The sequence below is a fragment of the Micromonospora noduli genome (assembly GCF_003264475.1).
Classification (GTDB): domain Bacteria; phylum Actinomycetota; class Actinomycetes; order Mycobacteriales; family Micromonosporaceae; genus Micromonospora; species Micromonospora noduli.
Window position 1 is genome coordinate 1112434 of the sequence record NZ_PYAC01000001.1, and the last position, 13007, is coordinate 1125440.

Annotated in this window: 8 protein-coding genes; 2 read left to right on the forward strand and 6 right to left on the reverse strand. The window is 67.9% G+C overall.

The genetic code is table 11. The annotated features are described in order from the left end of the window. Window positions 1-43 precede the first annotated feature (43 nt). Window positions 44-1978, forward strand: a complete 1935-nt coding sequence (locus tag MED15_RS34055) for an Ig domain-containing protein (protein WP_244220359.1) — start codon at window positions 44-46, stop codon at window positions 1976-1978. A gap of 213 nt (window positions 1979-2191) precedes the next feature. On the opposite strand, the gene MED15_RS04785 is transcribed toward MED15_RS34055, so the two are convergent. Beyond that, a complete protein-coding gene (locus MED15_RS04785; RefSeq protein ID WP_112734850.1) occupies window positions 2192-3703 on the reverse strand; it encodes a family 43 glycosylhydrolase in 1512 nt (503 codons plus the stop codon). 79 nt (window positions 3704-3782) lie between these two features. Further along, complete coding sequence (locus MED15_RS33375) at window positions 3783-3938, reverse strand: hypothetical protein (protein WP_167457582.1); 156 nt, start codon at window positions 3936-3938, stop codon at window positions 3783-3785. Between the two features lie 235 nt (window positions 3939-4173). On the opposite strand from MED15_RS33375, the gene MED15_RS04790 reads away from it, so the two are divergent. Further along, complete coding sequence (locus tag MED15_RS04790; protein ID WP_112734851.1) at window positions 4174-5247, forward strand: cellulose-binding domain-containing protein; 1074 nt, start codon at window positions 4174-4176, stop codon at window positions 5245-5247. Window positions 5248-5335: 88 nt separating this feature from the next. On the opposite strand, the gene MED15_RS04795 is transcribed toward MED15_RS04790, so the two are convergent. The 4 genes from MED15_RS04795 to MED15_RS04810 form a co-directional block, all read right to left on the reverse strand. Then, the gene (locus MED15_RS04795; RefSeq protein WP_112602226.1) at window positions 5336-6364 is read right to left on the reverse strand and encodes a LacI family DNA-binding transcriptional regulator; all 1029 of its coding nucleotides are present in this window, start codon (window positions 6362-6364) and stop codon (window positions 5336-5338) included. 306 nt (window positions 6365-6670) lie between these two features. Continuing rightward, the gene (locus MED15_RS04800) at window positions 6671-10051 is read right to left on the reverse strand and encodes a beta-L-arabinofuranosidase domain-containing protein (RefSeq protein ID WP_112734852.1); all 3381 of its coding nucleotides are present in this window, start codon (window positions 10049-10051) and stop codon (window positions 6671-6673) included. A gap of 144 nt (window positions 10052-10195) precedes the next feature. Then, entirely contained in the window at window positions 10196-12121 is a 1926-nt protein-coding gene (locus MED15_RS04805) for a glycoside hydrolase family 127 protein (RefSeq protein WP_112602228.1), read from the reverse strand. A gap of 2 nt (window positions 12122-12123) precedes the next feature. Next, on the reverse strand, window positions 12124-12855 hold the full coding sequence (locus MED15_RS04810) for a carbohydrate ABC transporter permease (RefSeq protein ID WP_225855173.1): 732 nt from the start codon (window positions 12853-12855) through the stop codon (window positions 12124-12126). Window positions 12856-13007: the final 152 nt, after the last annotated feature.

Here is a 13007-nt window from a genome sequence, read left to right on the forward strand (position 1 = left end):
CTTCATCGAAGGTGTCACCGGCATCAAGAACTGAGGTAACGACGTGAAACGCTTCACCACCGCGGTAGTGCTCGCGCTGCTCGCCTCCCTGCTCACCGCCGCCCCGGCACGGGCCGCCGGCACCGCGACGGTCCTCGACCGGTTCGGCAGGACCATCAACGGCTACGGCGTCCAACTTGTCGACTGGGAAGGTTACCTGGCCAACCCGTACATCGAACTGACCGTGCGACCCCCGACGGACGTCCCGTTCCCGGTGACCATCGACCTCAAGGCCGAGGGTACCTCCCGGCTGATGATGGACCTGCCCAGCCAACTGACCGCCACCGGCGCGACGAAACGGTTGACCTTCGCCAACTCGTCCGAGCAGAAGACCTTCAAGTTGGCGATCCATTCCAAACGCGCCGCAGGCCAGGACGAGCTCCACACCCTGCGGCTCAGCGTGCGGGCCGACAACAACACGACCTACACCCAGACCATGCCGATCCGGGTGCAGCAGGACCAGAAGACCGCCATCGAGCCGACCATCCCGATCAACTTCGACTACCGCTACGACAACATCACCGGGTACTTCACCAACCCGGCATTCCGTACCGCCGCCGAGGAAGGCGTCAAGGACTGGTACCGGTTCTTCAACCTGCAGCCGTTCGACACGGTGGCCGTCGGGGCGGAGACCAACCACCTGCCCGGCAACGACTGGCAGAACAGCATCAACGTCACCAACAACGCCGCCTACAACGGCATGTGGGTGTACTTCCGGGGAATCCAGACCCCCTACTCCACCGGCTACCCCGCCAACAACGGCCGCTACCACACCCGCAACGGCCAGCAACTGCCCGGCCCGATCCATCGTTCCACCGCGATGATCTTCGAGTACGACGAGGCCGGCAAACAACTGTTCACCTCGCTGGCGGACGAGGACTGGTACAGGACCGAGATCGCTGGATCGGTGCTCGACGTGCACGGACTGGTCATGCACGAGTACGGGCACGCCATCGCCTACCACAGCGACTGGGCCGGCATGCGCAACTTCGTCAGCACCGGCGGCGTCAACGACGCGGAGGTCACCGCGTATCAGGGCCGCGCCGTGGCGCTGGACAGCAGCTACCACATCCCGGCCACGTCCCCGTACTGGGACCGGCTCAGCGGCCAGAGCGGCGGCTGGAACCACCTGTTCCCGACCCGACGGTGGATGCTGACCAAACTGGCGCTGCTCGTCGCCGAGAACGCCGGCTGGCCGCTGAACCGCAACCTCACCCCGTTCCTGACCCCCTCGATCGTGACGACCAGTCTGCCCAACGCACCGACCGGCCAGGCATACCAGCACAAGCTGACGGCCAAGGGCGGCGTGCCGTTCTACGACTGGCGGGTCACCGGGGGCGCGCTGCCGGCCGGTCTCACTCTCGACCGCTTCACCGGCACGCTGAGCGGAACTCCGAGCACGGCCGGAACATACGCGTTCACAGTGGAACTGCGCGACTACGACAGCCAGAGCGCGCCGGTGACCCGTACGTTCCAGTTCACGGTCGGCAACGGCAACGGCAGTGGAAACCTCGCCCTCAACGCCAGCCCGTCGTGCTCCTTCACGTCATCCTGGGAGAGCTGTGCGGCGATCAACACCGGGGGCGATCCGGCAAGTTCCAATACCGGCGCCCCGAATCAGGGAAACCGCTGGGGAACCTGGCCACAGCAGGGCCAGCAGTGGGCTGAGCTGACGTGGCCGTCGGCTCAGACGATCAGTCGATCGCAGGTGTACTTCTTCGCCGACGGCGACGGCGTCGGCCTGCCGGCCTCCTGGCGGCTGCAGTTCTGGAACGGCAGCGCCTACGTCGACGTGCCGGGCGCGACCGGGTATCCGACCGTGGCCAACCAGTACAACACCGTCACCTTCCCCCCGGTCAGCACCACCCGGCTGCGCGTCCTCCTGCAGAGCGTGCCGAACCTCTCCACCGGCTTGCTGGAGGTCAAGGCCTTCAGCTGACGGTCGTGCCGACGTCCGGTTCCGCCAACCCGGCGCCTCGCTCGTCGACCCGGTGGCCGGGGCGGCTGTCAGTCGCCCCCGGCCACCGACAAGGGGTAATGGCTACCGCCTGGCATGCAGTCTCGGATCCGGGTTGGCCTGCCGACCGCGGCAGGCCAACCCCCGGCACGACTGGGCGCCCGCTCTCGCCCAGGCGAGAGCGGGCGCCGCTGGTCAGGAGACAGGCTCGCCCGAGGGGGCGGTCAGCGTGACTCCGGTCGCGACCGGCACGCCGAAGTTCGGCGTGCCGTCGGCGTTCCAGGTGAACTTCTGGGCGCGGGTGGAGCGGTTGATGTCACAGCCGGCCGACGCCGAACTGTTGGCGTGATAGACCATCCAGTCCTCCGTGCCGTCCGGCGACTTGAAGAACCCGTTGTGGCCCGGCCCGTAGACACCGTTGGCGTTCGAGCGCTGGAACACCGGGTTGGGTGACTTCGTCCAGGACGAGGACAACAATGGATCGCCCGTGCCGTTGTAGGTGAGCATGCCCAGCTTGTAGTCGGGCGTGGAGCAATGGCTCGCCGAGTAGACAATGAAGGTCTTTCCATTGCGCTGCAGGACCTCCGCGCCCTCGTTCACGCCGCCCCCGACGGTCTCCCAGCTGTAGGTCGGCGTGGACAGGATGCGCCGGGTGCCGCTGGCCGTCCACGGGTTGCTCAGCGGGCGGATGAACATCGGCTGCGAACCGTTGTAGAACGTACCCAACAAATACAGCTGCCCGTTGAGCTGCAGGATGCTCGCGTCAAGCTCCCAGGTGTTGTCCGCGGTCGGGTCGAGCATGGAGGCTTTGAACGTGTACGGGCCCATCGGGTCCGTACCGGCGCTCTCGAGCACGTGGATGCGTTGGGTGCCCAAGTTGAAGGGTTCGCGGCCAGCGGTGTAGTAGAAGTACCACCGTGGCCCGTTCGGCCCGTTGAGCAGGAAGAATTCGGGTGCCCACATGGTGCCTGCGCCGTTCGGATTGGTCAGGTTGAAAATCACCAGGTCGGTGGCGGTGGCCAGCCCACGCAGCGTGGTGGCCTTGCGCATCGTGATGGTGCGGTTCCAGGTCGTCGTGGCCAGGTAGTAGTAGCCGTTGTAGTAGGTCAGCCACGGGTCCGGACCCTGCGCCTTGATCGGATTGGTGAACGTGTTGGCCGTGCCGCCGCCGGTCACGAAGCCGGCCAGACGCCAGATCCGGCTGGTGGCGGTGCTACAGGCCAGCTGTACCAGGCCGGAGTTGGCGGAGGAAGAACCACCAGCGGGCACGAGGCACTTGCCAGAGCCGACCGACACGACGTTGAACGTCTTGTCGGTGCCACTGACCGCGACCGGTACGAGCCGCCAGCGCTGGTTGGGATTGCTGTGGCAGGTCCATTGGATGATCGCGGCATTGTCGGCTGTCGAGGCGCCGTTGACGTCGACGCACTTGCCCGCGGTCGACGTCGCGACGGTGTAGGTGTCGGTGGTGCCGGACACCGGGGTGAAGGTGACTCGCTGGTACGCGGCGGTGCTGCAGACCTGCTGGGTGAGTTGCACCGCGTTGGCGGTGTCGCCGCCAGGCAGGGCCAGACAGTTACCACCGTTGGAGTTGACCAGCGTGGTGGCGAAGGCGGCAATCGCGGCTGCGGCGTGCTGCGGGACGATCAGCATGGCCGCGACCAGGATCGGCACTGCGAACAGGGCGGACTTGCGGGAACGCTTCATGTGTTGCGACCTCCGGTGGGGACGGTTCCGGAATCAGCGATGCGCCCGCCAGCCTTCCTTACGAAAACCTTTTCGGCAATCACGGTGTCGTGGTCGCACCCGCCAACCAGGTCGAGCGCCAGCGGCGCAGGTCAAGACCGACGACAAGGGCCAGCAGGCACACCCCGTAAAAGGTCACCGTGAGCGCTGGCCACCGCCGACGCTTCGCCACCCCTGCGAATCTCGGAATCTCCACGCAACGGCCAACACCTTGACGAAACCCTTTTCGGGTCTCAGGGTAACCACTGAACGCATCGGCAGCAATGGATGGCTCTGCCTTTCCGGACAGTTCCAACATCGACGCCTGCCCGCTGCCCGAACATTCGGCGGGCCGCGCAGCGGATGGCACTGGAGGGCGCGACCACCGGGCGTACAACCCGCTACTGCCGACTGCCGGTTCGGCTACTACGACACAGACAAGGAGATGGCTGATGGCACATCAACCACGAACTCTGTTCCGGCTCGCGGCCGCAGCTCTTGCGATGAGTCTCACCTGGGCGGCTGTCCTGACCGCCGGCACCGGCCATGCGGCTGCGACGGGCTGCCGGGTCGCATACACAGTCAGTTCCCAGTGGGCGGGTGGGTTCGGTGCGAACGTGCGGGTCACCAACCTGGGCGATCCGCTGACTGGCTGGACGCTGCGCTGGGCGTTCGACTCCGGTCAGACGGTCACCCAGGCATGGAACGCCACGGTGACCCAGAACGGCGTGACCGTGACCGCGACGAACGCCTCCTACAACGGCAGCCTGGCCACCGGCGGCAGCGCCTCATTCGGGTTCAACGGCAGCTCGAACGACGCCGGCAACCCGGTGCCGGGCAGCTTCACCCTCAATGGCGTCACCTGCACCGGCAGCACGACGCCGACGCCCACCGCCGGTCCGACGACCCCGCCCCCGACTGTGGCTCCCACCGTGGCACCGCTGCCCCGCACAGTCCGGGTCTACTGGCTCAAGCCGTCCGATGTGGCGTTCGACCAGCGGTGGCCGGACGGCATCGCCACCGTGATGCGCGAGGCACAACGGTACTACCGCCAGGAACTGGGCAAGACGTTCACTCTCAACAGCCCGGTGGTGGAGGTCGTCAACGGCGACCACGTCAAGTCCTGGTACGAGAACACCCCCAACGGTCCGGACCGCTACTGGTGGTCGGTGTTCAACATGCAACAGGAACTCATCCGCAAGCTCAACCTACGTAACCCCGACAACCGTTGGCTCAACGTGGGCGAGATCAGTGCCGAGGGCCCGGGCGCCGGTGGTGGCGGCGGGAACGGCTGGGTGATCCTCTGCCAGCACGACGCCGACGGCGCCGCCGGCGTCAACGGCCCGATGAACCGCTGGTACGGCGGCATGGTCCATGAACTCGGACACGCTCTCGGGCTGCCGGACTCGACCTCCACCGACGGCACCCCGATGTCCGCCTCGTTCTACAACTACCCGAACACACACTTCAGCCAGGCGCAGAAGAGCCGGATCCTGTCCGGTCCGTACGCCAGTTTCCTGTCCTGAACTTCGAACCCCATTGGCTGGTCCGGCCCACCGCGGCCGGACCAGCCTCAGCGTCGGCCTGCTCGACGTGGCCGCAAAGACCGGCCACTCAACGCTGCGGCAGGGTCGACTCGCGCATGACGAGGCGACCGGAGAACTCCTCCGACCGGGACTCAGCGCCGCTGATGGCCTCGAAGAGCCGCTGACCAGCTACGGCGCCAAGGCGCTGGAGGTTCATGTCGATGCTGGTCAGGCGCGGGCGGGAGTCCGCCGAGATGGCCTCCCAGTTGTCGAAGCCGATCACGGAGAGCGCCCCTGGCACGTCCCGTCCCAGATCACGCAGCGCGTCCAGGACGCCTCGGGCGATCTGGTCGCTGCCGCAGAAGATGGCGTCGACCTCGGCGTGCCGTTCGACGACCATGTGCGCGGCGGCCCGCCCCCAGGACTCGTCCCACGACCCGAAGTAGGGTCGATCGCCGACCAGGCTCAGGCCGGCGTCGGCGAGTGCCGCCGCCGCTCCCTCGGCGCGGTCCCGTGCCGCCTGGAAGCCGATTTCACCGGTGATGTGGGCGATGTTGCGCCGCCCGCAGGAGAGCAGGTGGTCGATGGCGAGTCGCCCACCGCCCACGTTGTCGACGGTGATCGAGACATCGCTCGGGTCCGCGGAGGGGGCGTACACGTAGACGACCGGTACCGGGATGTTGCCGGCCAGCGGCGGGCGAGGGTCGGTCCGGGAGCCGACGACGATCAGCCCATCGACGCGCCGCGACAACAGCGCCCGTACGTGATGCTGCTCCCTGATCGCGTCGCCACGCGCGTCGCACAGGAAGACCGAGACCTGGCCAGCGCCGAAGGCGTCCTCCGCGCCCATCAGGATGGGAATCGAGAAGCGCCCCTCCAGATCGCTGGTCAGCAGACCGACGGTCCCGGTCCGACCACTGAGCAGGCCACGGGCGAGGGCGTTCGGCGCGAAGGACAGCAACTCCGCAGCCTCCAGCACCCGGACCCTGGTGGTCGCTCTGACCTCACTGCGCCCGTTGATGGCCTTCGACGCGGTCGCGACCGACACGCCGGCAAGCTTGGCGACGTCGGTGAGCGTGGGTGTCCGGTTGGCGTGGATCTCAGGCTCCGTGGTCATGGCGTGCTTGCTCCTCCCAGCGACCAGGCACAGGTGTGGTGCGCGGCGACAGGGCGCCTCGGCGGATCTTCGACGAGCACCCCTGCACGGGCAGCTTTCGAAAACCGGTTTCGGCGCGGTTTCCCGCCCCTCGCGGCCCGGCAGAACCTCCTTGTACCTGCCGCCCAACCTGGAACACTACAGGGAAGCGTCACGTCGGCTCGTGCTGGGAAGTCCGCTACCGAACCACCGTTCGAAACGCCTCGAAAGCGGACGCCGCCACGCCAGGGTGACGGCGCCGGACGGGGCGCCGCCACCAACCGGGAGCTAACTGCCGACTGCGAAGTAGCCGGTGTCGATCTGCGTGGTCACCTCGGCGCCGTCGACGGTTCCGGTGATCCGCACGATCGCGGTGCCGGCCGCGATCGCGGCTTTACGGGTGGGAAATGCCTGGTAGGCGGCCGCCCCCGGAGCGACGCCGGGGACCGTCCGCGAGCCGTACGGCGTGACCAGCTCGATGGTCAGCGGCACGGTGTCGGCATTGCGGGCGGTGACGGAGACGTATGCGTTGCTGCCGATGCGCTGCGTGCGGGCCTGGACCTCGACCTCCCACCGCGGCGCCGGCTGGAGTTCCCTGTTCGACTGGGCCGCGTAACCAACGATGCGATCCTTCTCCGCCCTGGTGAAGACGCCCGCTTCGACGAACGTCTCGGCGGTTCGGGTGACCGTCGACACGAACGCACCGTGTGTGGCGAAGGGCGCCTGGTCCCAGACCAGATCAAGGAAGGTCGGGCCATCGGTGCCGGGCGAGGGCACGCCTGTCACCGGGATGTCGTAGTGCGGAAGGCCGTCGTTGCGCTTGCGGTTGGGCACGCCGGTGTCGATGGAGCCGAACACGATCGTCGGCTCGACCCGCCGGAAGTACGACGAGGCGGCCTGCGTGTCAGCAATGTGGTACGGACGCAGGGTGAGGCCATGCGTGGTGAAGAGCGGGTCACCCGTTGCCGTGGTGCTCGCGCGGGTGATCGCCCCGTGCGAGTAGTCCCCGTCGCGCTTGAGGTGGCGGTACAGGGACAGTTCGCGGTAGTTGCCGACGCCGGGGTTGCCCAGGATCTGCAGCAGGATTGGCCCCCAGAAGATCGATTGCGTGTCGGGGCGATCCGGTGCCCTCTCGATCCGGATGCTGAAGGGCATCCGGATCTCGACGGTGTCGCCCGGCCGCCAGGTCCGGCTCAGCGTCAGGTAGCTACCGGGCCGGGCGTCGACGCTCTGGGGAGCGCCGTTGATCGTGACGAGGAAGCCCTTACGCACCCAGCCCGGCACTCGCAGTTTGATGTCGAGCTGGCCGCTGCCGTCGACGGTCAGCATGGTGTGGTCGGCGCGCGGGTAGCTGGTGTCCTGGGTAATGGTGAAGCCCTTTTCGGCCCAGGTCAGCGTGGACGCTACGTACAGGTTCACCCAGAGCGTCCCGCCGTCTGCGGACTTGAAGTAGATGGTTTCCTGGTACTTGGTGTGGTTCTCCAGACCCGTCCCGCCGCAGCAGGTGCCGATGTTGCCGTAGCTGCGGGTGGCCCCCGGTGTCAGCGGCTGGAAATAGGTGACCTGCGGGCTGCTGACGTCCGCGTTGTCGGCGCGCGAGCCGAGGATCTGGTTCAGCAGGCCTCGCTCGTAGTAGTCCAGGTACGCCGGGTCGTGCTCGTGGAAGAACAGGTTCCGCGCCAGTTTGAGCAGGTTGTAGGTAGTACACGTCTCGGCGCCGCCCTGGGCGATCGAGTTCGCGATGTTGCCCCGGTTCTGGAACAACTCGGTGTTGTTGTTGGAACCTGGGTAGTTGCCGCCGGTCCCCCCGTTGGCGTACATCCTCTCCGGCACGACCATGCCGAAGAAGTTGCTGGCGGCCTGGAAGTACTCACGGTCACCGCTGTGCTCGTAGACGCGCAGGTAGCCGACGAACTGTGGCACGTGTGAGTTGGCGTGCAGACGGTCCGGACGGCGGCGGCCGGGCCTGGTCTGCGGCGTCGTGACGAGGATGTCGCGGTTCTCGACGCAGGCGTCGAAGAGTGATTCGCGGTTGTCGAAGCACTTCGCGGTCTCCAGGTGCCTGTCGTCGCCGGTGAACGCGTAGATCTCGGGGAACACCTCGTTCGCGCCCCCGGTCTCCCCGGCGATGTAGAGGTCCCACATGTAGTTCAGGTTGTCCCGGGTGATCGGACCCGAGTACGCGGGGTGGTTCTTGTCACCGACGGTCAGTGCGAGATGCGCCCAGTCCGCCATCTTGACCACCACGTCCCGGGCCTTCTGGTTGCCGGTGTGCTCGTAGGCATCGAGCAGGCCACGCATGATCTTGTGTTGCGTGTACCACGGCGCCCAGGTGTTGGTGGTCAGGTCACCGCCGTAGACGGCCCACCGCGGCGGGCCGAGGCGGAGGACCGCATCTTCCGGAATCGCGCCCAGGTAGCCCGGGTGCGTCGGGATCCAGAGTGCGCTCCCGCCGCTCTGGCTCGCCACGATGCCGCCGTCCCGGCCATTGGGCGAGGAGTCCCTGACCGTCGAACCGCCCTCCTCCTCGAACCGGTACCAGGCGATCGACCCGCCGCCGGTGCTTCCGGCCGCCGAGTCCAGCAGCGACTGGATCTCCGGCCCGGTCAGCGCCCGATCGAAGATGTGGAACTCGTCGACGGTCGCGTCCAGGTACGCGTCGCCGTACTGCGAACGCCCGATCCACCGGTTGCCGGGGTTCCCGAGGCTTGCCGGGCTGAGAGTCATGGTCGTGTTCTGGCCCGCCTGCTGACCGTTCACGTACAGCGTGCCGGTGTGCTGGGTGAGGGTGACGGCCAGGTGCACCCACTGGTTCGTCGGCAACGCGGCGCTGCCATCGATCCGCTGCTCGCCACCGCTACCGCTGATCGTGATCGCAAATCGCGGCACGTTGCCGGTGACTCCGGCGCGCGGGGTCAGGAACATGTTGACAGTGGTGTTCTGGCCGAAGTCGAACAGCCGGCTCCAGCTCTGGGTCGAGGCGAGATTCACCCAGGTGGCGATGGTGAAGTCGGCGAGCTGGCTGATCGCTTCCTGGGGAAGGGTCACGTGCTGGGCGCGGCTGGGGCCGTTCAGGCGTAGGCCGCTGCCGAATCGGCCCGGCACCCGCCCGATCGGCGGCTCCTCCGGTTCGGGGTCTTCTCCCGGGCCGCCGCTACCCAGCCGCGCGGTGATCGCCGCCTGGCACGCCGCGAGTTCGTCGACCATCCAGTCGAGCTTGCTCTTGAAGATCGGCTCTCCCTGGTCGGCGTACCCCTGAGCCAGGGCCGTCATGAGGTGGCCGGCCCAGTGGCCGCTGAGCAGCCCCCCGTCCTCCCAGCCGCCGGGCACGGACACCCCGGGTGGGTTGGGCCGACCGGCCTGGTTGTTGAACAACACCAGGAAACGCCGCTCGTCGAGCTGCCGAAGGTAGTTCTTCACGCGGTCGCGCTTCTCCTGGAACAGGCTGTCGCCCAGCGTCACGTCACGCAACCGGAACGGTCGCACCGGGGCGGTGGCCCCGGGGCCCAGCTCGTTCGGATCCACACCAGTGAGGGTCCGGCCGGTTGTCGCGCCGGCCTGCGCGGAGGTCGCCGGGAGGGTGCCGGCGGCGACCGTCGCGGCGGCACCGATGGCGGACGCCTGGAGTAGGCGGCGTCGACTGACCGGAAGCGGGTTGGATTGCGCCACTTGGGATCGTCCTTCCTGTGGGGTACGTACGGACAGTCCGGCCGCCCGGTCGTCGCCCGGCCCGTGCGGGTCGGATCAACTCGTCAGCCACCGGCACGGCGGCGATCGCGCTAACACTGCTGCGGACAGGTGCCCGACTCTCCGCTACTCGGCGGCTTCGGCGAGCCAGACGCGCATCGTCGAAGGCCCCCGATTGGCCCAGGCGTGGTACTCCACCAGCGACACCTCGTCGAGCTCGTCGCCGGGCACCGGCGCTGCCCCGGCCTCGTCAGCCCGGTAGGGCCATCCGTGCTCCCGGGCCCGCACCCGCCGGCACGTCACGGTGACCCTGCCGTCGACCAGGCGGGGCGGTCGGCGGGTATCGACGCGGAGTTCGTCGACGGTCTCCACGCCCGGGACGTCCACGGATTCCAAGGCGAACACGAGGGGGCCACGTTCGACTGCCACACACCCGCGGATCGAGTCGATCCGGGCGTCCGGGTAGGTGAACCGAGGCGTCATCGGCAGGGTCAGCACCATCTCGTCGCCGCGTCGCCAGGTCCGTCGCTCGGTGACGACCCCCGGGCCGACCGGTCGGGTGTCGCCGCAGAGGGTCACCGTCGCCCCCCGGGTCGCCCAGCCGGGCACCCGCACCGACAGCGACCACGGGCGGTCGTCATCGCTGTCGATTCGCACCCGGATCCGCCCGTCGTGCGGGTAATCGGTGGTGATGGTCACGCACAACTCACGCCCGTCGGCGAGGCGGTGCGCGACGGTGCCCGACAGGTACTGGTGCAGCTGCAGTCCGTCGTCGTCGGCGGTGGCCACGTACGCGGTCAAACTGGCCATGGTGCGGGCGACGTTGGTCGGGCAGCAGGAAACCTCGAACCAGGGCGCCCGCAACGATGCCGCAGCGCGCAGGCTCGGTCGGTCTGCGTCCGGTTGGGTGCCGAGTTCCCGGCGGTGCAGGGTGTTGGTGTAGAAGAAGCTGCGCCCATCAGCCGATGGCGAGGTGGCGACCACGTTGAACAGGGTCCGCTCGATGAGATCGGCATACTCTGGATCGCCGTCGGCGAGCAGCAGCCGCCACGCGAGCATCACCGACCCGACACCGGAGCAGGTCTCAGAGTAGGCGCGATCGGGCGGCAGCACCCAGTCCCCACCGAACGCCTCGTCCTGGTGCCGAGAACCCTGCCCGCCGGTGAGGTAGGTGCGCCGGGCCACCGCGTTCCTCCACTGGATGCGGATCGCATCCAGCAGGCTGGTCTCCTTCAGCTCCACTGCGACGTCGACGGCCCCTGCGGCTAGGTAGTTTGCCCGAACCGCATGTCCCCGCAGCACCGTCGCCTGCCGGACGGGAAGCTCGTCCTGGAAGTACTCCCGGCCGAACTCCACATCGCTGAGCCGGCCGTGGCCCCGCCGGTCAACGAAGAGAGCAGCTTGGGCCAGGTAACGGTCGTCGCCGGTGACCCGCGCGAACTCGACAAGCGCCGGCTCGATTTCCGGGTGCCCGCAGAGGCCGTCCAGGCCGTCCGGTCCGAACGTCTCACACACGTTGTCGGCCGCGCGGCGCGCGATGTCGAGCAGCCCGTCGTCAGCGCCTGGCCGGGTCCGGGAGCGGGCGACAGCGGCCTGCAGGAGGTGGCCAACGCAGTAGAGCTCATGGCCCCACTCCAGGTCGGACCAGCGCGGTGCCTGTCCCGGCCCCCCGAACCTGGTGTTGAGGTAGCCGTCGGGCTGCTGTGCCGCGGCCACCCGTCGCACCACGGCGCGAAATCTCGACTCGAGGTCCGCGTTCCCGCTCCGGCCGATCTCCCACGCGGCCGCCTCCAGAAACTTGTAGACCTCCGAGTCGGAGAACTCGCGTCCGCGGCGGTCGCGGGCAAGGTCGCCGTGCACGGCGAGGTCGAAGTTGCGGAGCCAGCCCGCCCGCTCAAGCCAGTGCTCGATGTGCGGCAGGGTTGCCGCAGCGTTGATCGATTGACGCTCGGCCCAGAATCCACCCGTGACGCGCACCTCGGGTAACCCGAGCGGGCGGAACCGACCGCGGATCGGCAGGACAGGGGCGGCGGTAGGTGCGATGCCGCTCATTCTCATCCCTTCAGCGCGCCGGACATGAAGCCCCGCACATAGTGTCGTTGGAGTAGCAGGAACAGGACGACGCACGGCAGGGCGAGGACGACGACGCCCGCCTCGGTCGCTCCGTAGTCGACGACACCTTGGACCTGGCCGCGCAGATTCGACACCGCGAGCGGGAGCGTCATGCGCTCTGTGTCGTTGATGAGGATCAGCGGAGCCATGAAATCGTTCCAGGCGGTGAGGAAGGCGAACAGCCCGACGGTGATGAGGCCCGGCTTCACCGCCGGCAGCAGTACGCGCCACAACGCACCGAACGGCGAACAGCCGTCCACCATCGCGGCCTCGTCGAGTTGGCGTGGCACCGCTTCGAAGGAGATGCGCATCAGGAACGTGGAAAACGGCAGCTGGAACATGGTGAGCACCAGGGCCACCCCGATCAGGGAGTTCTGCAACCCCACCTGGTTGAGCAGCACGTAGAGCGGAATCAGCAGCGTCGCGTACGGGACCATCAGAATTGCGAGCGTGAGCAGGAACAGGATGTTGCGGCCCGGGAACCGGAACCGGGCGAACGCGTACCCGCCGAGCATCGAGGTCAGCAGCGTCAGGACGACCGTGAGAAGTGAGACGATCGCCGAGTTGCCGAGGTAGCGCCAGATGCCGGCCTGATAGTTGGCCAGCGTCTCGTAGTTGCCGAACCCCCAGCCGTTCACCTGGTTGGTGCCCGCGTGCGGGGCGACTGATGCCACCGCCGTCCAGGCCAGCGGCGCCAGGAAGATCAACGCGAGCGCGCCGGTAAAGACCCAGTAAGGCGTTCGCAGCGCGATGCCGGCGACCGTGACGCCAGCTGATCTGGACCGACCGGCCGGTCTCCGACCGGGAGACGACGGCGCCCCGGCCG